The following is a 24,533-nucleotide window of genomic DNA, read 5'->3' on the forward strand; positions in this document are numbered from 1 at the left end:
AACATGCGTTACGGCATTTAAGGGTATTTTCCTATGAGTAAAATCATCGCTTCACTTGAAAAGGTACTCCTTCCTTTTGCTGTTAAAATAGGAAAGCAGCCTCACGTTAATGCCATCAAAAACGGTTTTATTAAATTAATGCCGTTGACGCTGGCCGGGGCCATGTTCGTTTTAATTAACAACGTTTTTCTGAGCTTTGGTGAAGGTTCCTTCTTTTATTCATTAGGAATTCGGTTAGACGCTTCCACTATTGAAACCCTTAATGGTTTTAAAGCCATCGGCGGCAACGTATATAACGGTACGTTGGGTATTATGTCGCTGATGGCGCCTTTCTTTATTGGGATGGCGCTGGCTGAAGAGCGGAAAGTGGATCCGCTGGCCGCCGGATTATTATCCGTTGCCGCGTTTATGACCGTCACGCCTTACAGCGTGGGTGAAGCCTACGCCGTTGGCGCAAACTGGCTGGGCGGAGCCAACATCATCTCCGGTATTGTTATCGGCCTGGTGGTGGCAGAAATGTTCACCTTTATTATCCGTCGCAACTGGGTTATCCGCCTGCCGGATAGCGTGCCGGCCTCCGTTTCTCGTTCATTTTCCGCGTTGATCCCAGGCTTCATTATCCTCTCCATCATGGGGATTATCGCCTGGGCGCTCTCTCACTGGGGCACGAACTTCCACCAGATCATCATGGACTCTATCTCTACGCCGCTGGCGTCGATGGGTGGCGTGGTCGGTTGGGCGTATGTGATTTTCACCTCTCTGCTGTGGTTCTTCGGCGTGCACGGTTCACTGGCACTGGCCGCGCTGGACAGCGGAATTATGACCCCATGGGCACTGGAAAACGTTGCGCTTTACCAGCAGTACGGCTCCGTTGACGCGGCGCTGGCGGCAGGTAAAACCTTCCATGTGTGGGCGAAGCCGATGCTTGACTCCTATATCTTCCTGGGTGGTACCGGGGCGACCCTGGGTCTGATCATCGCGGTCTTTATTGTCTCTCGTCGCGCTGACTATCGTCAGGTGGCGAAACTGGCCCTGCCATCAGGCATCTTCCAGATTAACGAGCCGATTCTGTTCGGTCTGCCAATCATCATGAACCCGGTAATGTTTATCCCGTTCATCATGGTGCAGCCGCTGCTGGCAGCGATCACCCTGACGGCCTACTACATGGGTATTATTCCACCGATCACCAACATTGCTCCGTGGACCATGCCAGCAGGTCTGGGTGCCTTCTTTAACACCAACGGTAGCGTCGCGGCCTTCCTGCTGGCGATATTCAACCTCGGGATTGCCACCCTGCTGTACATGCCGTTCGTGGCGATTGCGAACAAAGCTGCCACCATCATTGATGAAGAAGAGAGCGAAGAGGAAATTGCCCTCTCACTGAAATTCTAAGATTGACCGGCGCGGGGAAGCCCGCGCCAGCCACAAGGAGCTAAAACATGTTAGATTTGGATAGTATCGTCGCAGACGAAGCCGCAGAGAACGATCTCGAAGAAGTGGTGATGGGCCTTATCATCAACTCCGGGCAGGCGCGCAGCCTGGCGTATGCCGCACTGAAGCAGGCCAAGCAGGGCGATTTCGCCGCCGCGAAAACCATGATGGAGCAGTCCCGCACGGCGCTGAACGAAGCGCACCTGGTGCAGACAAAGCTGATTGAAAGCGACCAGGGCGAAGGGAAGATGAAGGTCAGCCTGGTGCTGGTACACGCTCAGGATCACCTGATGACGTCCATGCTGGCGCGTGAGCTGGTGGCGGAGTTGATTGAGCTTCACGAGAAAATGCACTAGGTCGGATTGAGCAGCAGGAGGTCAGCACGATGGAAATCAAAACCGCATTTGAACAGCAACTGTTTAATGGCAAAAATTTTCACGTGGTTATCTACAACAAGACGGAGAGCGCCAGCGGTCTGCACCAGCATGACTACTATGAGTTCACGATTGTTCTGACCGGCCGCTACTACCAGGAGATCAACGGTAAGCGCGTCCTGCTGGAGCGAGGGGATTTTGTCTTCCTGCCGATGGGTTCCTATCACCAGAGCTTTTACGAATTTGGCGCGACCCGCATTCTGAACGTGGGCGTCAGCAGACGCTTCTTTGAGAAGCACTATCTGCCGCTGGTGCCGTTCTGCTTTGTGGCGTCCCAGGTATATCGTGTGAAAAACGAGTTCATGACCTGGATTGAAACGGTCATCGCCTCGCTTAACTTCCGCGACAATGAGTTTGATGAATTTATTGAAACGGTGACCTTCTACGTGATGAACCGGTTGCGGCATCACCGTGAAGAGCAGCAGGTGACGGATGATGTTCCACAGTGGCTGCGCAGCACCGTGGAACTGATGCACGATAAAGGCCAGTTCAGCGAAAATGCGCTGGAAAATATGGTATCCCTCTCGGGGAAATCCCAGGAATATCTGACCCGCGCGACGCAGCGTTATTATCGTAAAACGCCGGTGCAAATAATTAATGAAATCCGCATTAATTTTGCCAAAAAACAGCTGGAGATTACCAACTATTCTGTCACCGATATTGCCTATGAGTCAGGATATAGCAGTCCCAGCCTGTTTATTAAAACTTTTAAGAAGTTGACCTCATTCACACCGAACAGCTACCGGAAGAATTTAACGGTAATTAATTAACTTTCGGCGGATTACCCGCCATAAATATTGCTTTAATGGCTTGCCCAAATAGCGGGAAGAGTACGCTATACCTTGCAGGCGATTAACCTGATACGCTAAGGGAGATATTATGCAAAAAAAATTAAAAGTCGTAACCATTGGTGGCGGCAGCAGCTATACCCCGGAATTACTCGAAGGTTTTCTGAAACGTTATCATGAATTACCGGTCAGCGAATTATGGCTGGTGGACGTTGAGGAAGGTCAGGAGAAGCTGGATATTATTTTCGACCTGTGCAAGCGCATGGTTGAGAAAGCGGGCGTGCCTATGACCGTGCATAAATCCCTCGATCGTCGCCTGGCGCTGAAAGATGCGGATTTCGTTACCACTCAGCTGCGCGTCGGCCAGCTAAAAGCGCGCGAGCTGGACGAGCGTATTCCGCTGAGCCACGGCTACCTGGGGCAGGAGACCAACGGCGCGGGCGGCCTGTTCAAAGGCCTGCGTACCATTCCGGTGATTTTCGACATCGTCAAAGATGTGCAAGAGATCTGCCCGAACGCGTGGGTGATTAACTTCACTAACCCGGCCGGAATGGTGACCGAGGCGGTATATCGTCATACCAATTTCAAACGCTTTATCGGCGTCTGTAATATCCCGATCGGCATGAAGATGTTTATCCGCGACGTGCTGGAGCTGACCGACAGTGACGATCTCTCAATCGATCTGTTCGGCCTGAACCACATAGTGTTCATTAAAGACGTCATCGTGAACGGAAAATCGCGCTTTGCCGAACTGCTCGACGGCGTGGCTTCCGGTCGCCTGACCGCGGCCTCCGTGAAGAACATCTTTGACCTGCCGTTCAGCGAAGGGCTGATCCGCTCGCTGAATCTGCTGCCGTGCTCGTACCTGCTTTACTACTTCAAGCAGAAAGAGATGCTGGCTATCGAAATGGGCGAGTACTATAAGGGCGGCGCGCGTGCGCAAATCGTTCAGAAAGTTGAGAAGCAGCTGTTCGATTTATATAAAGATCCGAACCTGAACGTTAAACCGAAAGCGCTTGAGCAGCGCGGTGGGGCCTATTACTCCGATGCAGCGTGTGAAGTGATCAACGCCATCTACAACGACAAGCAGGCGGAGCACTATGTTAACGTGCCGCATCACGGCCATATCGACAATATCCCGGCGGACTGGGCCGTCGAGATGACCTGCATTCTGGGGCGCGAGGGGGCTAAACCGCATCCACGTATCACCCACTTCGACGACAAAGTTATGGGCCTGATCCACACCATCAAAGGCTTTGAAGTGGCGGCGAGCAACGCGGCGCTGAGCGGTGAACTCAATGACGTGCTTCTGGCGCTGAACCTCAGCCCGCTGGTGCATTCCGACCGCGATGCGGAGCAGCTGGCCAGCGAGATGATCCTGGCGCATGAAAAATGGTTGCCGAACTTTGCCGCCACGATTGAGAAGCTGAAGTTCAAACAACACTGAGAGGACGCACAATGGAAAACCTGCTGATCGTTAATGCTGATGACTTTGGCCTTTCGAAAGGCCAGAACTACGGCATTATTGAAGCCTGTCGCCGCGGGGTAGTGACCTCTACAACGGCACTGGTGAACGGTGAAGCGGTTGAACACGCGGCGCAGCTGAGCCGCGAGGTGCCAGAGCTGGGTGTCGGCATGCATTTTGTGCTGACGCTCGGGATGCCGCTTTCGCCCATGCCAGGCCTGACGCGTGACGGTCTGCTGGGCAAATGGATTTGGGAACTGGCGGAGCAGGACGCTCTGCCGCTCGAAGAGATTGCCCGTGAGCTGGACTGCCAGTACAACCGCTTTGTTGATCTTTTTGGCAAGGCGCCGACGCACATCGACAGCCACCATCATGTGCACATGATCCCGGCGATTTTCCCGATTGTTGCGGCGTTTGCCCAACGCAAAGGCGTGGCGATGCGCGTGGATCGTGAGGCGCAGGGCGTGCCGGACTGTGCCGTGACAACAACTGAGGGGTTCAGCAGTGCCTTTTACGGTGACGAGATCGACGAAGCGCTGTTCCTCAAGGTGCTGGATGATTCCGCCGCGCGGGGGGAACGGTCGCTGGAGGTCATGGCGCATCCTGCCTTTGTCGATAACACCGTGCGTAAGAGCGCCTACTGCTGGCCGCGCCTGGCGGAGCTGGATGTCCTGACGTCGCCGTCGCTGAAATACGCCATTGCCGAGCGTGGGTATCGGTTGGGGACGTTTGGGGATCTGTAAGAAGTGCCGGGTGGCGAGGTAAAAGCAAAACGGTAACCTGGGTTACCGTTTTTATTGTTTTCTCCCTCTCCCGTGGGTGAGGGCATCAGGCCGCACAACCGGGAATGGTTTTTACGCCGGAATCTGATCAATCTTACTGCTGCGCGACCAGACACGGTGCGCGGCGAGCAAATCAAACAGCTTCGTCATAAACGCATCGTCCACGTTATCGCCCTCGACAATGCCGTCCTCACCCTGATCGGCCACCTTCAGCTGTGCTTTAAACTGACGCGCGTCGCCGGATAGCGCAATGGGCTTCAGGTGCTTATAGGCTTCCAGCAGATAATAGACGGCGTCGCCGTTGGTCAGCAGGCTGGCAATATCCCCGCACGGCACGATCACCGCATCGACGGTCAGCGATGGCGCACCGGCAAAGGTCGCCGCGACCGGCAGCACAGAACCATCGTCGGCGGTCACTTCACCCATGCGGGAATAGAGCAGTTTGGCGTGTACGCCCTGGGTTTTTAGCGCCTGCATAATCCCCAGCACGTCGCTGGCGCGAGTTTTGTCGTTCAGCAGGATGGCGACCACGCGGCCCTTAATTGAACCACCCGGCACCGCATACAGGCTCAGCGATGGATCTTTCTTCACGCCGTTAACCTCTTTCGGTGGCGCAAGGTTACGCTGTTCGTCCGTTAGTGTGATACCAAGGTTATCCGCCACGCTCTGGGCAAGCTGAATATCAATGCGCGCCAGCTGATCGACCACGCGCTCGCGGATGTAGGTGCGCACCACTTTGCTCAGTTCGAAGCTAAAGCCGCCGATGATGTGCTGTTGCTCAATCGGCGTCTGGCTGTTCCAGAACAGGCGAGGGTGGGCGTAATACTCACCGAACGAGGGGCTGCGCTCGCGAATTTTGTTGCCGTCGATACGCTCCTGGTACGATTCGAATCCGCCGCGTTTCGGCCCCGGCGGGGTTTCTCGCGGCCAGTTGTCGTTGATGGAGTTCGGCTCATAGTTTGCCGGGTTGGTATCAATATCCTGACGGTGCATCCCGTCGCGCTGGAAGTTATGGTACGGGCAGGTTGGGCGGTTAATCGGTATCTCGTGGAAGTTCGGCCCGCCAAGACGGCTAATCTGCGTATCGGTATACGAGAACAGACGTCCCTGTAAGAGCGGATCGTTGGTGAAATCCAGTCCGGGGACGATGTGGCCCGGGTGGAACGCGGCCTGCTCGTTTTCGGCAAAGAAATTATCCGGGTTGCGGTTAAGCACCATTTTCCCCACCAGCTGAACGGGCACCAGCTCCTCAGGGATGAGTTTTGTCGGGTCAAGCAGGTCGAAATCGAACTTAAACTCGTCTTCTTCCGGGATCAGCTGTAAGCCCAGTTCATATTCCGGGAAGTCACCCGCTTCAATGGATTCCCACAGTTCACGGCGATGGAAGTCCGGATCGCGCCCGGTGAGCTTCTGCGCCTCGTCCCATACCAGCGAGGCTTTGCCCGCTACCGGCTTCCAGTGGAAGCGCACAAACGTGGCTTTTCCTTCCGCGTTGATCATGCGGAAGGTATGAATACCGAACCCTTCCATCGTGCGATAGCTGCGCGGGATCCCACGGTCGGACATCGCCCACATCACGTTGTGTAAGGTTTCAGGCTGCAGGGAGACATAGTCCCAGAAGGTATCGTGCGCACTTTGTCCCTGGGGTATGGCCCAGTGGGGCTCCGGTTTTACCGCATGGACAAAGTCAGGAAATTTATGCGCATCCTGAATGAAAAACACCGGGGTGTTATTGCCCACCAGATCGAAAATACCCTCTTCGGTATAAAACTTGGTGGCAAAGCCGCGGATATCACGCACCGTATCTGCCGAACCTGCGCCACCCTGCACGGTGGAGAAACGCACAAAGACCGGCGTGATTTTATCCGGGTCGGAGAGGAAATCCGCTTTGGTGATCGCTTTCAGGCTTTTATAGGGCTGGAAGTAGCCGTGCGCCGCAGAACCGCGCGCGTGAACGATGCGTTCCGGAATTCGCTCGTGGTCAAAATGGGTAATTTTTTCCCGCAGGATGAAATCTTCCAGCAGGGTCGGTCCGCGCGCGCCTGCGCGAAGGGAGTTTTGATCGTCAGCAATGCGCACGCCCTGATTGGTGGTGAGTGCAAAACCTTCGCCGCCTTTACGGTGTGGCTCAAGCGATTTCAGCTTCTCGTTTCCGGTGTCCGGCGATTTCATGCTTCCCGGCGCGGTTGGTTGTTCGCCAGGGGCTGATGGGCCCGGCGAGGGACGGTGAGAGCCGTCAGCAGGGGCGAGAGAGTCCATACCCGGTTGAGATTCTTCAGTGCCATGAATCGGTGATTGATGTGATTTATCTTTGTTCGACATTGCACGCTTCTCCTTTATCCATTGCTAAAAACCCTATTAAGGATAGAACAATGTCGTGAGATAGCTCGCTAACTAAGCGTTTTTCACATGACGTTATTAACGAAAGGAGCCATCTCACCCACTCGGAGCGCGACGTAAGGCAGCAGGATCGGCTATCATAGAATTTTCCTGCTTCAAGAATTTGCTTTAGTGAATCCGTCGCTTATGAAACCTCTTCGTCAACAAAACCGCCAGGTTATTAGCTATGTGCCCCGCGTTGAGCCCGCGCCGCCTGACCATGCCCTGAAAGTGGATGGTTTTCGTGATGTCTGGCTGCTTCGCGGTAAATATGTGGCTTTTGTCCTGATGGGGGAACATTTCCGCCGGTCGCCGGCGTTTTCCGTGCCGGAGTCAGCCCAGCGATGGGCGACGCAAATCCGCCAGGATGAAGAGGTTGAAGAATAACAGCCATAAAAAAACCGCCATCAGGCGGTTTTTTTATTTCTATCGAGATTAACGGTGCGCCAGCTCGGCGTCGTCTTCACTTTCCAGAATGGATTTGTCGGTCTGCTTCAGCCACTGGCTGGTCAGCGTACCGGCAGTCATGGAGCCACTCACGTTCAGCGCGGTACGGCCCATGTCGATCAGCGGTTCAACGGAGATCAGCAGGGCGACCAGCGTGACGGGCAGGCCCAGCGCGGGCAGCACAATCAGCGCGGCGAAGGTTGCACCGCCGCCGACACCTGCAACGCCGGCGGAGCTGATGGTAACAATCCCGACCAGCGTGGCGATCCAGACCGGATCCAGCGGGTTGATACCCACGGTTGGGGCAACCATCACCGCCAGCATCGCCGGGTAGAGACCCGCGCAGCCGTTCTGACCGATGGTAGCACCAAAGGAGGCAGAGAAGCTGGCGATAGATTCCGGCACGCCCAGACGACGGGTCTGTGCTTCAACGTTCAGCGGAATAGACGCTGCGCTGGAACGGCTGGTGAAGGCAAAGGTCAGTACCGGCCATACTTTGCGGAAGTATTTCAGCGGGCTAACGCCGTTCACGCCCAGCAGGATACCGTGCACCACGAACATAATGCCCAGGCCCAGATAAGAGGCGACAACGAAGCTGCCCAGCTTAATGATGTCCTGCAGGTTAGAGCCGGCTACCACTTTGGTCATCAGCGCCAGAACGCCGTATGGCGTCAGCTGCATGACCAGACGGACCAGCTTCATCACCCAGCTTTGCAGGGTATCAATCGCCGTCAGCACGCGTTCGCCTTTCGGCGCGTCGTCTTTCAGCAGCTTAAGCGCAGCCACGCCCAGGAACGCCGCGAAGATCACCACGCTGATGATAGAGGTTGGGCTTGCACCGGTCAGGTCAGCAAACGGGTTCTTCGGAATGAAGGAGAGGACCATCTGCGGAACCGTCAGATCAGCCACTTTACCCACGTAGTTGGTTTGAATTGCGGTCAGACGCGCCGTTTCAGCGGTACCCTGAACCAGACCTTCGGCCGTCAGGCCAAACAGGTTGGTAACCAGCACCCCCACCAGCGCGGCAATCAGCGTGGTAAAGAGCAGCGTACCAATGGTCAGAAAGCTGATTTTACCCAGCTGAGTTGCGTTGTGCAGACGGGCTACGGCGCTCAGAATAGAGGCGAACACCAGCGGCATAACGATCATCTGCAGCAGCTGGACGTAGCCGTTACCGACAATGTTGAACCACTGAATGGACTCTTTCAGTACCGGACTATCGGAGCCGTAGACGGCGTGTAAGGCCAGACCAAACGCCACACCCATGACCAGACCAACCAGTACTTTTTTCGCCAGGCTCCACTGTTTGTGGCGCGCCTGCGCGAGAAGCAATAGTAATACGACGAACACGACTATGTTCGCGATGAGTGGAAAATTCATCCCCGTTCTCCTGATTTATTATGTGGGATCGGTTTTTCCCGATCCTGTTGGCGGAAGGTTAGCAGAAGTGTGATGTGGCGCTTATATCCAAATGGAATGGTTTATGACAAATGGAATGATTTTGTTGGTTTACTGTTCAATCTGGTGATGAATAAAACGATTGAACTGAAATTGCAGCGAATTGATCATCTGGGAAGACCAGCGCACTGCACTATTTTCGGGCAAGGTTTGCGGCATCCAGACGGCGTAGGCGAACAGCGCCATGCACAGCACGCGTTCAAGCTGATTCCCTTTCTGCGGCGCAAGGATCGGAAAACGGAAACGCCAGCGGCAGGGCCAAAGCAATGGCACGCCCGCGGGCGTCAGCATATCGGCGAGGATATGGCTTAAATAACCCAGCACCATGCCCTGAATGGCATCGCCCGGCACTATCCAGCTTTCAGGGACTTTTAAATAGAAAAGCGTGAGCAGGCCAAAAACGGCCAGCAGGCTGTGGGTAAACCCGCGGTGGCCGAACGCGCGGGCGATGGGCTTCGACACCCACTTCAGGCGCTGTCCGAGGAAGGATTTTGGGTGGTCAATATCGGGCAGCAGACAGGTTAAAACGGCGGAAGGGACAATATGCCACCAGTCTCCCTGTGCAAGCACGGGAGTAAGTTCTGCGTTTTTGGCAAATACTGCGCACGCAATTGAAAAAAGCAGGTGGCCTTCCGCCGTCATGATAAAACCCACGAAACTGTCAATTTATACAGTATAGGGTTTTTATACAGTGGGCGAAAGAGGTGACGGTGTAACTGTTTGTCACAAACGCGCCTCAGCGCGCCAGCCAGCCGCCGTCGACGGCTAAGGTGTGACCATTCACGTAATCTGATGCGGGGGAGGCTAAAAAGACGACCGGCCCCTGAAGGTCATCCGGTACTCCCCATCGACCCGCCGGGATGCGGTCAAGGATCTCCGCGTTACGCTGTTCGTTATCGCGCAGCTGCTGCGTGTTGTTCGTCGCCATGTAGCCCGGCGCGATGGCATTCACGTTGATACCATGTAGCGCCCACTCATTTGCCAGCAGGCGCGTGATCCCCAGTACGCCGCTTTTCGAGGCGGTATACGACGGCACGCGAATGCCGCCCTGAAAGGAGAGCATAGAGGCGATATTGATAATTTTGCCGCCCTGGCCCTGGGTGATAAATCGCTTAGCGACCGCCTGAGAGAGGAAAAAGAGCGACTTGAGATTCAGGTTCATAACGTCATCCCAGTCTTTTTCGCTGAACGTCAGAGCCTCCTCCCGGCGAATCGTCCCGGCATTGTTCACCAGAATATCAATTCGTCCCATCTCCGCCACGGCGGTGTCCACGACGTACTGAAGATTTTCCTGCTGGCTCAGATCGGCCCGAATAGCCACAAAACGTCTTCCCAGGGCGATGACGGCGCTTGCCGTTTTCTCTGGAGCTTTGCGATTTACCCCAACGATATCGCAACCTGCCTGCGCCAGCGCAATAGCCATGCCTTGCCCCAGCCCGGTATCGCACCCGGTGATGAGGGCTACTTTGCCTGAAAGAGTAAAGGTGTCCAGTATCATACGCGCCTCAGAAGCTGGTTATCGTCGTGTTGACGTTAAAGATAGGAGGCAGGGATGAGAAAAGCAAACAAAATGAAACTGTGTTTTGTTTTTATCAGGCAGCATGACGCTGCCTGTAAGAGGGGCGCTATTCGCCGCGCAGGTGTTGTACCGTCAGTTCAGCCAGCGAATTCAGCTTAACGTCGGCAAGAGCATATCGGGGATCGTGGCGGTTTTCTTCATCGGGCACCACAATGGAGCGCATACGCGCGGCTTTGGAGGCCACCATGCCGTTTACTGAATCTTCCAGCGCGACGCAGGTAAGCGGATCAAGACCCAGCTTCGCGGCGCAGTCCATATAGACCTGCGGATGTGGCTTGCTGTAGGGCAGTTTTTCCGCAGACGCCAGGGCGTCAAAACTGTCGCGCAGCTCAAACATGATCAGCACTTTTTCCAGCATATGCAGCGGTGAAGCGGAAGCCAGGCCAACCTTCAGCCCCTGAGACTTGCACAGCGCGACAGCCTCATGTACGCCCGGTAAGAGCGGCTTGTTCTCCTCCACCAGCGCGATGGCGCGGCTGATAATTCGCGAGGTGACTTCGTCGCGATCGGGCCCAACCCACGGCTGTTGGGTGTACCACAGGTCAACGACCATATCAATACGCAGGCCCAGCGTGTCGGGAAGTTCATTACGGCGACTGATATCAACGCCCAGGCTGGCCATCACGTCCAGCTCGGCGCGATCCCACAACGGCTCGGAATCAATCAGTAATCCATCCATGTCAAAAATAGCGGCAAGTATCTGGCGCGGTGTCGACATCACAACGTCTCCTTATCCAGGTGTTCGACAGACGATAAGTGCTAAGCACAGTCTGCAATTTAGCATATTGCTTTTAAAGAGCGGGCGAAATTGATGTCCAGCAGGTAGACTTAGGCTCAAATCACGCGTCTTTATGAAGAGGAACTGATGACGTATCAACAAGCTGGACGCATTGCTGTCTTAAAACGTATTGCAGGCTGGGTGATTTTTATTCCCGCCGTCATTTCTACGCTGATCTCCGTGCTGAAGTTTATGTACGATCACAGCGAAAAACAGCCGGGCATTAATGCGGTAATGCTTGATTTTGCGCATGTCATGATTGAGATGGTGCGGTTTAATACCCCGTTCCTGAACGTCTTCTGGTTCAACTCGCCAACGCCGGACTTTCACCAGCAGCTGAATGTTGGGTTCTGGATTATCTATGCGCTGATTTTTATTGCGATGGCGCTGCAGGCATCGGGCGCACGAATGAGTCGCCAGACCCGTTTTTTACGCGAAGGGGTGGAAGATCAGCTTATCCTTGAGAAGGCGAAAGGTCCTGAAGGAATGAGCCGGGAGCAGATTGAATCCCGCATTGTGGTGCCTCGTCACACCATTTTCCTGCAAATTTTCCCGCTCTATATCCTGCCGGTTATCATCATCGTGGCGGGATATTTCTTCTTCTCACTGCTCGGTTTTCTGTAACGAATTAGGGTGGCGGCAAGACCACCCGTTTTGTCTTTAAGCCGCAAGCACGCGTTCAAGCGCGCGCTGGGCGTTGACCAGATGTTGCCCGCCAAAAAGAATGGCTCGGTTCATCAGCGTATAGAGCTGATACACGGGCTGGCGCTCAAGGAAGTCCGGCGGCAGGGGGGAGACAGACTGATAGCCATCGTATATTTGCGGCGGTTGTTCGGGATGCAGGGGCAACATGGCCAAATCGCACTCTCTGTCGCCCCAGTAGCAGGCCGGGTCGAAGATATACGGGCCGTTGGGGCCCAGCGCGCAGTTATCGGACCATAAATCACCGTGCAGCAAAGACGCCTGAGGCTGGTGGGAGGCCAGGCGCTGTTGCACATGCTCGACGATGGCATCAATATTGCCAAATTCCAGCCCTTTCTCTGCGGCCAGTTCAAGCTGCCATCCGATGCGCTGCTCGGCAAAGAACGTCGACCAGCGGCGCTGCCAGGCATTGGGCTGCGGCGTGGTGGAAAGGTCGTTGTCGAAGTCGAGACCAAACTGGGGCTGGTCGCTCCACTGGTGCAGACGCGCTAACTGTTGCCCGAGAATAAAGGCGTTATGGGCGTCCAACGGGCGGGCAGGGAGATAGTCCATCACCAGAAAGCTGTAGTCCCGGTCACTGCCCACGGCCAGCACCTCAGGTACCGTCACCGTTTTACTGCGGGACAACAGTTCAAGCTGATCGGCTTCAGCGGTAAAAATCGGGAGCAGCTCTCGCTCGTCGCATTTAACGAACAGATCGCGTCCTGCGTAGCGTAAATGCCACGCGGCGTGAATTTCCCCGCCCGGCAGCTCGTTACGCAGTTCAATTTCACCTTCACCCAATTGCTCATGTAAAAGATGACTGATAGCCTGCCACATGTTGACTCTCCCATGTTGTCTGCCAGATCATAAAGTTAGCGCATAACTGCGGTAAAAAAATACGAACTAACGCACACCTGAGCGGATTAATTTCATGCAGGGCACTTATTGTTCTTTTTTCTGCCAGCGTTCCCACGTCTCCACGGTGATGTCGGCAGGCTTGTCGGTCACGCTTTCCACCAGGCTGGCGGCCAGCGCATGCACCTCTTCTTCACTCAGGGCTGCGATCAGGCCAAACGCCAGGGTGCCTAAATCATGAATATGACCTTCGTCATCCGTTAGCGTGAGCAGGAAATTCGCCCGTGTAAAGGCATTGTTGAGCTCGTTAAGCTCGGTCAGCGATGCTTCATGAAGGCTGATGGTCACGACGTAGCGGGTGATATCACCACTGCTCATAATTCACCTCGTTGTTATCCTGAAAGTTTTTTTAGCATAGTCGATACGCCATATTTGGCGACTTCCACAGATATTCCCCCTCCGTCAGGAGGGGGATATATCGGTTAGCTTCGTGACAGGTAATCGACGATTTTCTGTGTATCGGCAAGCGAACACAGGCGCGTTCCCTGATTGATGGTGGCGGCACTCCCCGCCGCGACGCCATAGCGCGTCATCTCCAGAAGTGATGCGCCCTGCGCCAGCTTCAGCGCCATCGCGCCGACCATACTGTCGCCTGCGCCGACGGTGCTCTGGCTCTTCATTGGGGGTGGAACAACCTGCACAAAGCCCGTCTTGTCGACGGCCAGCGCACCCTGAGGACCGAGAGAGACGACAACGCGGTGCGCTTTGCCGCTGCGAACCAGTTCTTCTGCGGCAGTACGCACGTCATCCGGCTGGCTAAGTTCGCGATTAACAAGCGCACTCAGCTCTTTCTGGTTAGGCTTAACGAGCTCAAGCTGTCCGGGTTCTAATGCCGCCTGCAGGGCTTCGCCTGAACTGTCGACAATGCAGCGAATGCCGCGATGAAGTACGGCATCAACCAGTGCTGTCAGCTTTTCTGTTTTCACGCCTGGCGGCAGGCTACCGCTGATGACCAGCAGCGAGCCGCTTTCAATGGTTAGCACCTTCTCTTCCAGCTGACGAAACTCATCATCGCTCAGCCTGGCGCCTGGCATAACGAAACGATACTGTTCCCCGCTGGACTCAACGTGGACATGCAGGTTCTGCCGGGTCCAGTCTTTGGCGTCTACGGTATCCACGGCAACCTGTTCATCGGCCAGCAAGGCAACAAGATGCTCCCCCGTGGCACCACCGGCCGGAAAGATGGCAGTCGCTTTACCGCCGAGGTGGGTAATCGCGCGCGCAACGTTAATCCCGCCGCCGCCCGGCTCAAATACGGGTGCGCTACAGCGTAGTTTACCTTCCGGGTAAATCTGCGGCGTTATGGTCGCGGAGTCGAGGGAAGGGGAGAGCGTCAGCGTATAAATAGAAGCCATCATAACCTCCTTTTAGCATGGGTTCTTTTAAGCCTGGCACCGATCGACAGGAAGGCAATGTAAATAACAGTATGATTTTAAAAATGAATGCTGACATAAATGCGATGAGGGATATATAAAATAAAACGCGTTTTGAGATCGTTCTTATTCAAAAAATGAAATAAGAAAATATTGCTATGTTATTTGCGCCTTTTTATAATTTGTTACCTTTCTCTGGACGCCTTGTCATTGATCCTCAAGAAAGTTTCCGAGACCGTGGTGGTCTCTTTTTTTGTTGTACGGACTCCTTAAATAAAATGAAGCTTTTGAAGACAGTACCCGCAGCACTGATGCTGGCGGGTGGCGTTTTTGCATCACTGAATGCAGCCGCCGATGACACCGTTTTTACTGTCATGGACGATCCCTCCACTGCCAAAAAACCGTTTGAAGGTAACCTGAACGCCGGGTATCTCGCGCAATCGGGTAACACGAAAAGCTCTTCTCTGACGGCGGACAGCACCCTGACCTGGTACGGCAATACCACTGCATGGTCGCTGTGGGGAAATGCCAGCAACACGTCCGCTAACGATGAACGCTCATCCGAGAAATACGCGGTCGGTGGACGTAGCCGTTACAACATGACCGACTATGACTACATCTTTGGTCAGGCAAGTTGGTTAACCGACCGCTTCAACGGCTATCGCCAGCGCGATGTGTTCACCGCCGGTTATGGTCGTCAGTTCCTGAATGGTCCGGTACACAGCCTCCGTTTCGAATTCGGTCCGGGTGTCCGCTATGACGAGTACACCAATGGCGAAAATGAAACCCAGCCGCTGGGCTATGCTTCCGGCACGTATGCCTGGCAGATGACCGATAACACCAAATTTACGCAGGGTGTTTCTGTGTTTGGTGCCGAGGATACGACGCTGAATTCCGAAAGCGCTTTGAACGTGGCTATCAATGAACACTTCGGTTTGAAATTGGCCTACAACGTGACCTGGAACTCTTCACCGCCAGAAACGGCACCGGATCATACCGATCGCAGAACCACGATTTCGCTGGGCTATAAAATGTAATCATAGCGGGCCGATGAAAGTGTCGGCCCGTTTTCATTATTATGGTTAACCCGCGCCAATAAATTCTCATCACACGCAACGGCATTTATTTTTATTTGTACTTAGCCCCAAATCATTGCCGCCCACCGAAATAACAGCATTGCACCGCAGATGGCAACCAGCACCAGCACCATTTTCCAGTGTTTTACGGCAAATCGTTTTGTTGGCATAACCTAATCCTTGTTCGTTGATACGCATAGTCTATCAAACGGGGCCAAAAGATGCGCCTTCCCGGGAGCGATCGAGTTATGCCAACAAGGGGTCGGCTCAGAACCAGTGGAATCGTTCGGCGAGGATCAACACTAAACCTGTTGCGGAAAGGATGTTCAAAATCACAACCGTTCTACTGGATACATTCATGGTATGCACCTGTTGATATAAAAGGCATGTTCAAGAGTAGCCCAGCATGTCTGAAATGCGAGCGCCGGAGAGATGCAATCTGCAAATTTACGCTACGTGCCAGCCCATCATTCTGGCTGCAGAGGGTGCAATCTCCTTGCTGATAGTGTTAACATTACGTCGCTTGCCGTAAATCCGCATTAATCTGAATTCGGCAGGTGCATGATGACGAACCAATTTGACGATTGTTGGTCAGATGGTGTCGTAATCTATTGTCAAATCACGATTATTTTCTTTGTATATGCTCTTATGTGTGGGGCATCACTGCAAATAAGGATATAAAATGCCTGTAATTACTCTTCCTGATGGCAGCCAACGCCATTTTGACCACGCTGTTAGCCCTATGGATGTCGCCCTGGACATCGGTCCTGGCCTCGCGAAAGCGACCATCGCTGGCCGTGTTAACGGTGAGCTGGTTGATGCGTCCGATCTGATTGAAAACGATGCGACGCTTGCAATCATCACCGCGAAAGACGAAGAAGGTCTGGAGATCATTCGTCACTCCTGCGCACACCTGTTGGGTCATGCTATCAAGCAGCTGTGGCCAAACACCAAAATGGCGATCGGTCCGGTTATCGACAACGGTTTCTACTACGACGTTGATCTTGACCACACCCTGACCCAGGAAGATATCGACGCGCTCGAAAAACGTATGCACGAGCTCGCCGAGACCAACTATGACGTCATCAAGAAGAAAGTCAGCTGGCACGAAGCGCGTGAAACCTTCGTCAAGCGTGGCGAGAGCTATAAAGTCTCTATTCTCGATGAAAACATTGCTCATGATGACAAGCCTGGCTTGTACCATCACGAAGAATACGTCGACATGTGCCGTGGACCGCACGTGCCGAACATGCGCTTCTGTCATCATTTCAAACTGATGAAGATCGCCGGCGCCTACTGGCGTGGCGACAGCAACAACAAGATGTTGCAGCGTATCTATGGTACCGCGTGGGCGGATAAGAAAGCCCTGAACGCGTACCTGCAGCGCCTGGAAGAGGCCGCGAAGCGTGACCACCGTAAAATCGGTAAGCAGCTTGACCTGTACCACATGCAGGAAGAAGCGCCGGGTATGGTGTTCTGGCATAACGATGGCTGGACTATCTTCCGTGAACTGGAAACGTTCGTACGTTCCAAGCTGAAAGAGTACCAGTATCAGGAAGTGAAAGGCCCGTTTATGATGGACCGTGTGCTGTGGGAAAAAACCGGCCACTGGGACAACTATAAAGATGCGATGTTCACCACCTCGTCCGAGAACCGTGAATACTGCATCAAGCCAATGAACTGCCCGGGCCACGTTCAGATCTTCAACCAGGGTCTGAAATCCTACCGCGACCTGCCGCTGCGTATGGCGGAGTTCGGTAGCTGCCACCGTAACGAGCCATCAGGTGCGCTGCACGGTCTGATGCGCGTTCGTGGCTTTACGCAGGATGATGCGCATATCTTCTGTACTGAAGATCAGGTTCGTGATGAAGTTAACGCCTGTATTCGTATGGTCTACGATATGTACAGCACCTTTGGCTTCGAGAAGATCGTGGTCAAACTCTCAACGCGTCCGGAAAAACGTATCGGTAGCGATGAGACCTGGGATCGCGCAGAAGCGGATCTCGCCGTAGCGCTGGAAGAGAACGGTATTCCGTTCGAATACCAGCTGGGCGAGGGCGCATTCTACGGTCCGAAAATTGAATTTACCCTGTATGACTGCCTCGATCGCGCATGGCAGTGCGGTACTGTACAGCTGGACTTCTCCCTGCCGCAGCGTTTAAGCGCCTCTTATGTTGGCGAAGACAACGAGCGTCAGGTACCGGTCATGATTCACCGTGCTATTCTCGGTTCTCTGGAGCGCTTCATCGGCATCCTGACCGAAGAGTTCGCGGGCTTCTTCCCAACCTGGCTTGCGCCAGTGCAGGTCGTGGTGATGAACATTACCGATTCTCAGGCAGATTACGTTAAAGAATTGACGCAGAAACTACAAAATGCGGGCATTCGCGTAAAAGCAGACTTGAGAAATGAGAAGATTGGCTTTAAAATCCGCGAGCACACTTTACGTCGTGTCCCGTATATGTTGGTCTGTGGTGATAAAGAGGTGGAAGCAGGCAAAGTTGCCGTTCGCACCCGCCGTGGTAAAGACCTGGGCAGCCTGGACGTAAGTGAAGTGATTGAGAAGCTGCAACAAGAGATTCGCAGCCGCAGTCTTCAACAACTGGAGGAATAAGGTATTAAAGGCGGAAAACGAGTTCAAACGGCACGTCCGAATCGTATCAATGGCGAGATTCGCGCCCAGGAAGTTCGCTTAACAGGTCTGGAAGGCGAGCAGCTGGGGATTGTGAGTCTGAGAGAAGCGATCGAAAAGGCTGAAGAAGCTGGAGTAGATTTAGTTGAAATCAGCCCTAACGCCGAACCGCCAGTTTGTCGTATCATGGACTACGGCAAGTTCCTTTATGAAAAGAGTAAGTCTTCTAAGGAACAGAAGAAGAAGCAAAAAGTTATCCAGGTTAAGGAAATCAAATTCCGTCCTGGTACCGACGATGGCGATTATCAGGTAAAACTCCGCAGCCTGATTCGCTTTCTGGAAGATGGCGATAAGGCCAAGATCACACTGCGTTTCCGCGGTCGTGAGATGGCCCACCAACAGATTGGTATGGAAGTGCTTAACCGCGTCCGTGACGATCTGAGTGAACTGGCAGTAGTCGAATCCTTCCCTACGAAGATCGAAGGCCGCCAGATGATCATGGTGCTCGCTCCTAAGAAGAAACAGTAAGGCCTTCAAGCAGCAAAATCTGTGGAGCCTTCGGGTTTCATAGGTTTTGTTCGCCTATGTTTCGTTTATTTAACAATGCGAAGTGGAAGTTATTAAGATGCCAAAAATTAAGACCGTACGCGGTGCTGCTAAGCGCTTCAAAAAAACCGGTGGTGGTGGATTTAAGCGTAAGCACGCAAACCTGCGTCATATTCTGACCAAAAAATCTACTAAGCGTAAACGTCACCTGCGTCCAAAAGGCCTTGTTTCTAAAGGCGATCTGGGTCTGGTTATCGCGTGCCTGCCGTACGCATAAGCCGTTAACGTTTAATTTTTTACTAAGAATATAGATACAGGAGAGCACATATGGCTCGCGTAAAACGTGGTGTAATTGCACGTGCACGTCACAAGAAAATTTTGAAACAAGCTAAAGGCTACTACGGTGCGCGTTCACGCGTATACCGCGTTGCCTTCCAGGCTGTTATCAAAGCAGGTCAGTACGCTTACCGTGACCGTCGTCAGCGTAAGCGTCAGTTCCGTCAACTGTGGATTGCGCGTATCAACGCAGCAGCACGTCAGAACGGTATTTCTTACAGCAAATTCATCAACGGCCTGAAAAAAGCCTCTGTTGAAATCGACCGTAAGATCCTGGCTGACATCGCAGTATTCGACAAAGTAGCGTTCACCGCTCTGGTCGAAAAAGCGAAAGCAGCACTGGCATAAGCCAGTTGAGAGAGGGGGCCTGGCTCCCTCTTTTCATTTAACACCATCAGAAGATTGACATTTATCCGTGCAGGCTTTTCAATAAGGTCTTACCGGTTTTTACCCAACAAGGTAACGCAAGCATGAATGCTGCTATTTTCCGCTTCTTCTTTTACTTTAGCACCTGACTCCAGGAGGCTAGCGCGTGAAAGATGAAACGAAAAACAGCGCCAGATAAGCCTCCCGATGGAGGCTTTTTTTGTGCCTGAATTTGAGAGAATAACTCCACCAAATCGGTGTCTGCACCGACATAATGAGGAAAATCATGTCACATCTCGCAGAGCTGGTTGCCAGTGCAACAGCCGCCATTAATCAGGCCTCAGATGTTGCCGCGTTAGACAATGTCCGCGTCGAATATCTTGGGAAGAAAGGGCACCTGACCCTTCAAATGACAACCCTGCGTGAACTGCCGCCAGAAGAACGCCCGGCAGCGGGTGCGGTGATTAACGAAGCCAAAGAGCAGGTTCAGCAGGCGCTGAACGCGCGTAAGGCCGAGCTGGAGAGCGCGGTACTAAACGCGCGTCTTGCGGCAGAAACCATCGACGTTTCTCTGCCGGGTCGCCGTATTGAAAACGGTGGTCTGCATCCGGTTACCCGTACTATCGATCGTATTGAAAGTTTCTTCGGTGAGCTCGGCTTTACCGTGGCGACTGGCCCGGAAATCGAAGATGATTACCACAACTTCGACGCCCTGAACATTCCTGGCCATCATCCGGCACGCGCTGACCACGACACTTTCTGGTTTGACGCGACGCGTCTGCTGCGTACCCAGACCTCTGGCGTTCAGATCCGTACCATGAAGGATCAGGAACCGCCAATCCGCATCATCGCGCCGGGCCGCGTGTATCGTAACGACTACGATCAGACCCACACCCCAATGTTCCACCAGATGGAAGGTCTGATTGTTGATAAAAACATCAGCTTCACCAACCTGAAGGGCACGCTGCACGATTTCCTGAACAACTTCTTTGAGGAAGATCTGCAGGTTCGTTTCCGTCCGTCCTACTTCCCGTTCACTGAACCGTCTGCGGAAGTTGACGTGATGGGTAAAAACGGCAAATGGCTGGAAGTGCTGGGCTGCGGCATGGTGCATCCAAACGTGCTGCGCAACGTGGGTATCGATCCGGAAGTATACTCCGGCTTTGCCTTCGGCATGGGCATGGAGCGTCTGACCATGCTGCGCTACGGCGTGACCGACTTACGTGCATTCTTCGAAAACGATCTGCGTTTCCTCAAACAGTTTAAATAAGGGCAGGACAGAACAATGAAATTCAGTGAACTGTGGTTACGCGAGTGGGTGAACACCACGCTGGACAGCGAAGCGCTTTCCAACCAGATCACCATGGCGGGCCTGGAAGTTGACGGCGTTGAGCCGGTTTCCGGTGCCTTCAACGGCGTCGTGGTGGGTGAAGTAGTCGAGTGCGGCCAGCACCCTAACGCCGACAAACTGCGCGTGACAAAAGTGAACGTAGGCGGCGACCGTCTGCTGGACATCGTCTGCGGTGCGCCAAACTGCCGTCAGGGCCTGAAGGTGGCCGTGGCGACCGTCGGTGCCGTACTGCCGGGTGATTTCAAAATCAAAGCGGCCAAGCTGCGCGGTGAGCCGTCTGAAGGCATGCTGTGCTCCTTCTCCGAGCTGGGTATTTCCGACGACCACAACGGCATCATCGAGCTGCCGCTGGATGCGCCAGTTGGCACCGATATCCGTGAATACCTGAAGCTTGATGACAATACTATCGAAATCAGCGTCACGCCAAACCGTGCCGACTGCTTAGGTATTATCGGCGTGGCGCGCGACGTGGCCGTACTGAACCAGACCGAACTCAACGCGCCGGAGATTGTGCCGGTTGAAGCGACCATCAGTGACGTGCTGCCGATTCAGGTTGACGCTGCTGATGCCTGCCCGCGCTACCTCGGTCGCGTGGTAAAAGGCATTAATGTTAAAGCGCCAACCCCGCTTTGGATGAAAGAGAAGCTGCGCCGCTGCGGTATCCGCTCAATCGACGCCGTGGTTGACGTCACTAACTACGTTCTGCTGGAGCTGGGCCAGCCGATGCACGCGTTCGATAAAGATCGTATCGACGGCGGCATCGTTGTGCGCATGGCGAAAGAGGGGGAAACCCTGGTGCTGCTGGACGGCACAGAAGCCAAACTAAACGCCGACACCCTGGTGATTGCTGACCACAGCAAAGCGCTGGCGATGGGCGGTATCTTTGGTGGCGAACACTCTGGCGTCAACGACGAAACGCAAAACGTCCTGCTGGAGTGTGCGTTCTTCAGCCCGCTCTCCATCACCGGCCGCGCGCGCCGTCACGGCCTGCACACCGACGCGTCTCACCGCTACGAGCGCGGCGTTGATCCGGCGCTGCAGTACAAAGCGATGGAGCGTGCAACCCGCCTGCTGATCGACATCTGCGGCGGCGAAGCGGGTCCGGTTATCGACGTCACCAACGAAGCGACCCTGCCGAAGCGTGCGACCATTACCCTGCGCCGCAGCAAGCTGGATCGCCTGATTGGTCACCACGTTGCCGACGCGCAGGTGACCGACATCCTGACGCGCCTGGGCTGCGAAGTGACCGAAGGTCAGGACGAGTGGAAGGCCGTTGCGCCATCCTGGCGTTTCGACATGGAAATTGAAGAAGATCTGGTGGAAGAAGTGGCCCGTGTTTACGGCTACAACAACATCCCTGACGAGCCTGTGCAGGCGGGTCTGGTGATGGGCACCCACCGTGAAGCCGACCTGTCCCTGAAGCGTGTGAAAACCATGCTGAACGACAAAGGCTACCAGGAAGTGATCACCTACAGCTTCGTTGATCCTAAGCTGCAGCAGATGATCCACCCGGGTCAGGAAGCGCTGATCCTGCCAAGCCCAATCTCCAGCGAAATGTCCGCGATGCGTCTGTCCCTGTGGACGGGCCTGCTGGGGACTATCGTTTACAACCAGAACCGCCAGCAAAACCGCGTGCGCATTTTCGAAAGCGGTTTGCGCTTTGTGCCGGATAATCAGGCAAATTTAGGCATCCGTCAGGATCTCATGCTGGCTGGTGCCATCAGCGGTAACCGCTACGAAGAGCACTGGGACCTGGCAAAAGGTACGGTTGATTTCTACGATATGAAGGGCGATCTGGAAGCGATTCTGGATCTGACCGGTAAATTATCTGAAATTGAATTCCGCGCGGAAGCGATTCCTGCGCTCCATCCGGGCCAGAGCGCGGCGATTTATTTAGACGGCAAACGCGTTGGTTTCATTGGCGTTGTCCACCCGGAGCTGGAGCGTAAGCTGGACCTGAACGGCCGTACCATCGTGTTCGAGCTGGAGTGGAGCCCGGTTGCAGACCGCGTCATTCCTCAGGCGCAGGACGTCTCCCGTTTCCCGGCGAACCGCCGTGATATCGCGGTTGTGGTCGCTGAAAACGTGCCCGCAGCAGATATTTTGGCCGAATGTAAGAAAGTTGGCGTAAATCAGGTAGTTGGCGTAAACTTATTTGACGTGTACCGCGGCAAGGGCGTAGCAGAAGGTTTCAAGAGCCTCGCTATCAGCCTTATCCTTCAGGATACCAGCCGTACACTCGAAGAAGAGGAGATTGCCGCTACCGTCGCCAAATGTGTAGAGGCATTAAAAGAGCGATTCCAGGCATCATTGAGGGATTGAACCTATGGCGCTTACAAAAGCTGAAATGTCAGAATATCTGTTTGATAAGCTTGGGCTTAGCAAACGGGATGCCAAAGAGCTGGTAGAGCTGTTTTTCGAAGAGATCCGTCGTGCTCTGGAAAATGGTGAGCAGGTAAAACTCTCCGGTTTTGGCAATTTTGATTTGCGAGACAAAAACCAACGTCCGGGCCGTAACCCGAAGACGGGGGAAGATATTCCCATTACAGCCCGCCGCGTGGTGACCTTCAGACCCGGCCAGAAGTTAAAGAGCCGCGTCGAAAACGCAACGCCTAAAGCAGAGTAATATGAACTAACCAAAAAGGCCGCCCACGCGGCCTTTTTTCTTTGCGCTCTCCGGCAAACACGCCGTAAAATCAATTACATCACTCGCTAACAAACCGTACACATGCTTGATTATGCTCATCGCCAGCACCGTTCCGATCGGCGTCGCCTGCTTCTGCTGGTGCTGCTGCTTATTCTTGCCGCGGGTATTAGCCTCTGCGCAGGCGACAGCTGGATCGGGCCTGAAAGCTGGCTGGGGCCTGACGGGCAGCTCTTCGTCTGGCAAATTCGCCTGCCGCGCACCGTCGCGGTGATCCTGGTCGGCGCCGCGCTGGCGCTGTCTGGCACTATTATGCAGGCGCTGTTCGAAAACCCGCTGGCGGAGCCCGGCCTGCTGGGGGTGTCGAACGGTGCAGGCGTCGGGCTGATTGCGGCGGTGATGCTGGGCGGGGGAGAACTCTCCGGCTGGAGCATTAGCCTGAGCGCCATTCTCGGCGCACTGCTGATCACAATCATTCTTCTTCGCTTCGCCAGACGGCACCTGTCGACCAGCCGGCTGCTGCTTGCCGGCGTCGCGCTGGGGATCATCTGTAGCGCGCTGATGACCTGGGCGGTCTACTTCTCGACCTCCTTTGACCTGCGTCAGCTCATGTACTGGATGATGGGCGGCTTTGGCGGCGTCGACTGGCACCAGGGCTGGCTAATGGCGCTGCTGGTGCCGGTCATCGCGTGGGCTGCGCTGCAGGCCCAGCCGCTGAATCGGCTCGCGCTGGGGGAAATCTCTGCCCGCCAGCTCGGCATGCCGATTGGTTTCTGGCGTAACGTACTGGTCATTGCCATTGGCTGGCTGGTAGGCGTGAGCGTGGCCCTGGCGGGGGCGATTGGCTTTATCGGGCTGGTCATTCCGCACATGCTGCGTCTTTGCGGCTTCACGGATCATCGAACCTTGCTTCCGGCCTCGGCGGTTGCCGGGGCAGCCACGCTGCTGGTGGCCGACATCATCGCCCGTCTCGCCCTGACGGCCGCAGAATTGCCTGTTGGCGTGGTGACCGCAACGCTGGGCGCGCCAGTCTTTATCTGGCTACTATTAAAAGCTGGACGTTAAATCGACA

The 24,533-nt window shown here is 54.4% G+C and carries 27 protein-coding genes and 1 other annotated feature; of the genes, 17 read left to right on the top strand and 10 right to left on the bottom strand.

What is annotated here, in order from left to right:
• The first annotated feature begins 33 nt into the window (after positions 1-33).
• The 5 genes from chbC (at position 34) to chbG (ending at position 4,861) form a co-directional block, all read left to right on the top strand.
• The gene (chbC, locus tag IM295_RS07275) at positions 34-1,392 is read left to right on the top strand and encodes a PTS N,N'-diacetylchitobiose transporter subunit IIC (protein WP_193066468.1); all 1,359 of its coding nucleotides are present in this window, start codon (positions 34-36) and stop codon (positions 1,390-1,392) included.
• A gap of 47 nt (positions 1,393-1,439) precedes the next feature.
• Positions 1,440-1,787, top strand: coding sequence for a PTS N,N'-diacetylchitobiose transporter subunit IIA (gene chbA, locus IM295_RS07280; protein ID WP_028012800.1), 348 nt, complete (start codon positions 1,440-1,442; stop codon positions 1,785-1,787).
• Between the two features lie 5 nt (positions 1,788-1,792).
• A complete protein-coding gene (gene chbR, locus IM295_RS07285) occupies positions 1,793-2,635 on the top strand; it encodes a transcriptional regulator ChbR (RefSeq protein WP_028012801.1) in 843 nt (280 codons plus the stop codon).
• A 109-nt stretch (positions 2,636-2,744) separates the two neighbouring features.
• Positions 2,745-4,100, top strand: a complete 1,356-nt coding sequence (locus IM295_RS07290) for a 6-phospho-beta-glucosidase (protein WP_193066469.1) — start codon at positions 2,745-2,747, stop codon at positions 4,098-4,100.
• Between the two features lie 11 nt (positions 4,101-4,111).
• Positions 4,112-4,861, top strand: a complete 750-nt coding sequence (gene chbG / locus IM295_RS07295) for a chitin disaccharide deacetylase (protein WP_126326152.1) — start codon at positions 4,112-4,114, stop codon at positions 4,859-4,861.
• A 111-nt stretch (positions 4,862-4,972) separates the two neighbouring features.
• Here the strand turns inward: chbG and katE are convergent, their stop codons facing one another.
• A complete protein-coding gene (gene katE, locus IM295_RS07300; RefSeq protein ID WP_193066470.1) occupies positions 4,973-7,222 on the bottom strand; it encodes a catalase HPII in 2,250 nt (749 codons plus the stop codon).
• 168 nt (positions 7,223-7,390) lie between these two features.
• Here katE and cedA point away from each other — a divergent pair, with 168 nt between their 5' ends.
• A complete protein-coding gene (gene cedA / locus IM295_RS07305; protein ID WP_223239595.1) occupies positions 7,391-7,666 on the top strand; it encodes a cell division activator CedA in 276 nt (91 codons plus the stop codon).
• Positions 7,667-7,714: 48 nt separating this feature from the next.
• Here the strand turns inward: cedA and IM295_RS07310 are convergent, their stop codons facing one another.
• From IM295_RS07310 to hxpB, 4 genes are all read right to left on the bottom strand, one after another.
• Positions 7,715-9,106 (bottom strand): L-cystine transporter, encoded by a 1,392-nt coding sequence (locus IM295_RS07310; RefSeq protein ID WP_155026170.1) that lies wholly within the window; start codon positions 9,104-9,106, stop codon positions 7,715-7,717.
• Between the two features lie 129 nt (positions 9,107-9,235).
• The gene (locus IM295_RS07315) at positions 9,236-9,826 is read right to left on the bottom strand and encodes a metal-dependent hydrolase (protein WP_032644865.1); all 591 of its coding nucleotides are present in this window, start codon (positions 9,824-9,826) and stop codon (positions 9,236-9,238) included.
• Between the two features lie 94 nt (positions 9,827-9,920).
• Entirely contained in the window at positions 9,921-10,682 is a 762-nt protein-coding gene (gene kduD, locus IM295_RS07320; RefSeq protein ID WP_193066471.1) for a 2-dehydro-3-deoxy-D-gluconate 5-dehydrogenase KduD, read from the bottom strand.
• A 127-nt stretch (positions 10,683-10,809) separates the two neighbouring features.
• Positions 10,810-11,481: a hexitol phosphatase HxpB gene (hxpB, locus tag IM295_RS07325; protein WP_193066472.1), complete on the bottom strand. Its 672-nt coding sequence runs from the start codon at positions 11,479-11,481 to the stop codon at positions 10,810-10,812.
• A gap of 147 nt (positions 11,482-11,628) precedes the next feature.
• Between hxpB and IM295_RS07330 the strand changes: the two genes are divergently transcribed.
• Positions 11,629-12,165 carry a YniB family protein gene (locus IM295_RS07330; protein WP_045261585.1) on the top strand — a complete coding sequence of 179 codons (537 nt, stop codon included), beginning with the start codon at positions 11,629-11,631 and terminating at the stop codon, positions 12,163-12,165.
• A 36-nt stretch (positions 12,166-12,201) separates the two neighbouring features.
• Here the strand turns inward: IM295_RS07330 and IM295_RS07335 are convergent, their stop codons facing one another.
• The 3 genes from IM295_RS07335 to pfkB all read right to left on the bottom strand — a co-directional run bounded on the left by IM295_RS07335 (position 12,202) and on the right by pfkB (position 14,495).
• Complete coding sequence (locus IM295_RS07335; RefSeq protein WP_041910453.1) at positions 12,202-13,062, bottom strand: fructosamine kinase family protein; 861 nt, start codon at positions 13,060-13,062, stop codon at positions 12,202-12,204.
• A 105-nt stretch (positions 13,063-13,167) separates the two neighbouring features.
• Positions 13,168-13,458 carry a type V toxin-antitoxin system endoribonuclease antitoxin GhoS gene (ghoS, locus tag IM295_RS07340; protein WP_028012811.1) on the bottom strand — a complete coding sequence of 97 codons (291 nt, stop codon included), beginning with the start codon at positions 13,456-13,458 and terminating at the stop codon, positions 13,168-13,170.
• Positions 13,459-13,562: 104 nt separating this feature from the next.
• Entirely contained in the window at positions 13,563-14,495 is a 933-nt protein-coding gene (gene pfkB, locus IM295_RS07345) for a 6-phosphofructokinase II (protein ID WP_028012812.1), read from the bottom strand.
• Positions 14,496-14,791: 296 nt separating this feature from the next.
• Here pfkB and IM295_RS07350 point away from each other — a divergent pair, with 296 nt between their 5' ends.
• Entirely contained in the window at positions 14,792-15,550 is a 759-nt protein-coding gene (locus tag IM295_RS07350; RefSeq protein ID WP_028012813.1) for a YdiY family protein, read from the top strand.
• 101 nt (positions 15,551-15,651) lie between these two features.
• On the opposite strand, the gene yniD is transcribed toward IM295_RS07350, so the two are convergent.
• Together yniD and yncL are read right to left on the bottom strand one after the other, a co-directional pair.
• Positions 15,652-15,759: a small membrane protein YniD gene (yniD, locus tag IM295_RS07355; protein WP_088205299.1), complete on the bottom strand. Its 108-nt coding sequence runs from the start codon at positions 15,757-15,759 to the stop codon at positions 15,652-15,654.
• 97 nt (positions 15,760-15,856) lie between these two features.
• Entirely contained in the window at positions 15,857-15,949 is a 93-nt protein-coding gene (yncL, locus tag IM295_RS07360; RefSeq protein ID WP_071787459.1) for a stress response membrane protein YncL, read from the bottom strand.
• 322 nt (positions 15,950-16,271) lie between these two features.
• On the opposite strand from yncL, the gene thrS reads away from it, so the two are divergent.
• The 9 genes from thrS (at position 16,272) to btuC (ending at position 24,526) form a co-directional block, all read left to right on the top strand.
• Complete coding sequence (gene thrS / locus IM295_RS07365; protein ID WP_028012814.1) at positions 16,272-18,200, top strand: threonine--tRNA ligase; 1,929 nt, start codon at positions 16,272-16,274, stop codon at positions 18,198-18,200.
• A gap of 3 nt (positions 18,201-18,203) precedes the next feature.
• A complete protein-coding gene (gene infC / locus IM295_RS07370) occupies positions 18,204-18,746 on the top strand; it encodes a translation initiation factor IF-3 (protein WP_023616141.1) in 543 nt (180 codons plus the stop codon).
• A gap of 97 nt (positions 18,747-18,843) precedes the next feature.
• The gene (rpmI, locus tag IM295_RS07375; protein ID WP_003030583.1) at positions 18,844-19,041 is read left to right on the top strand and encodes a 50S ribosomal protein L35; all 198 of its coding nucleotides are present in this window, start codon (positions 18,844-18,846) and stop codon (positions 19,039-19,041) included.
• A 50-nt stretch (positions 19,042-19,091) separates the two neighbouring features.
• Positions 19,092-19,448, top strand: a complete 357-nt coding sequence (gene rplT / locus IM295_RS07380) for a 50S ribosomal protein L20 (protein WP_000124850.1) — start codon at positions 19,092-19,094, stop codon at positions 19,446-19,448.
• 117 nt (positions 19,449-19,565) lie between these two features.
• Positions 19,566-19,690: a sequence feature (Phe leader region), on the top strand.
• A complete protein-coding gene (pheM, locus tag IM295_RS07385; RefSeq protein ID WP_001386830.1) occupies positions 19,571-19,615 on the top strand; it encodes a pheST operon leader peptide PheM in 45 nt (14 codons plus the stop codon). Its footprint overlaps the feature before it by 45 nt.
• A 62-nt stretch (positions 19,691-19,752) precedes the next feature.
• The gene (gene pheS / locus IM295_RS07390) at positions 19,753-20,736 is read left to right on the top strand and encodes a phenylalanine--tRNA ligase subunit alpha (protein WP_010426091.1); all 984 of its coding nucleotides are present in this window, start codon (positions 19,753-19,755) and stop codon (positions 20,734-20,736) included.
• A gap of 15 nt (positions 20,737-20,751) precedes the next feature.
• On the top strand, positions 20,752-23,139 hold the full coding sequence (gene pheT / locus IM295_RS07395) for a phenylalanine--tRNA ligase subunit beta (RefSeq protein ID WP_193066473.1): 2,388 nt from the start codon (positions 20,752-20,754) through the stop codon (positions 23,137-23,139).
• A gap of 4 nt (positions 23,140-23,143) precedes the next feature.
• Entirely contained in the window at positions 23,144-23,443 is a 300-nt protein-coding gene (gene ihfA, locus IM295_RS07400) for an integration host factor subunit alpha (RefSeq protein WP_003857805.1), read from the top strand.
• A gap of 102 nt (positions 23,444-23,545) precedes the next feature.
• On the top strand, positions 23,546-24,526 hold the full coding sequence (gene btuC, locus IM295_RS07405) for a vitamin B12 ABC transporter permease BtuC (RefSeq protein ID WP_028012817.1): 981 nt from the start codon (positions 23,546-23,548) through the stop codon (positions 24,524-24,526).
• Positions 24,527-24,533: the final 7 nt, after the last annotated feature.

Source organism: Enterobacter cloacae complex sp. P14RS, from assembly GCF_014895895.1.
Lineage (GTDB): Bacteria > Pseudomonadota > Gammaproteobacteria > Enterobacterales > Enterobacteriaceae > Enterobacter > Enterobacter bugandensis.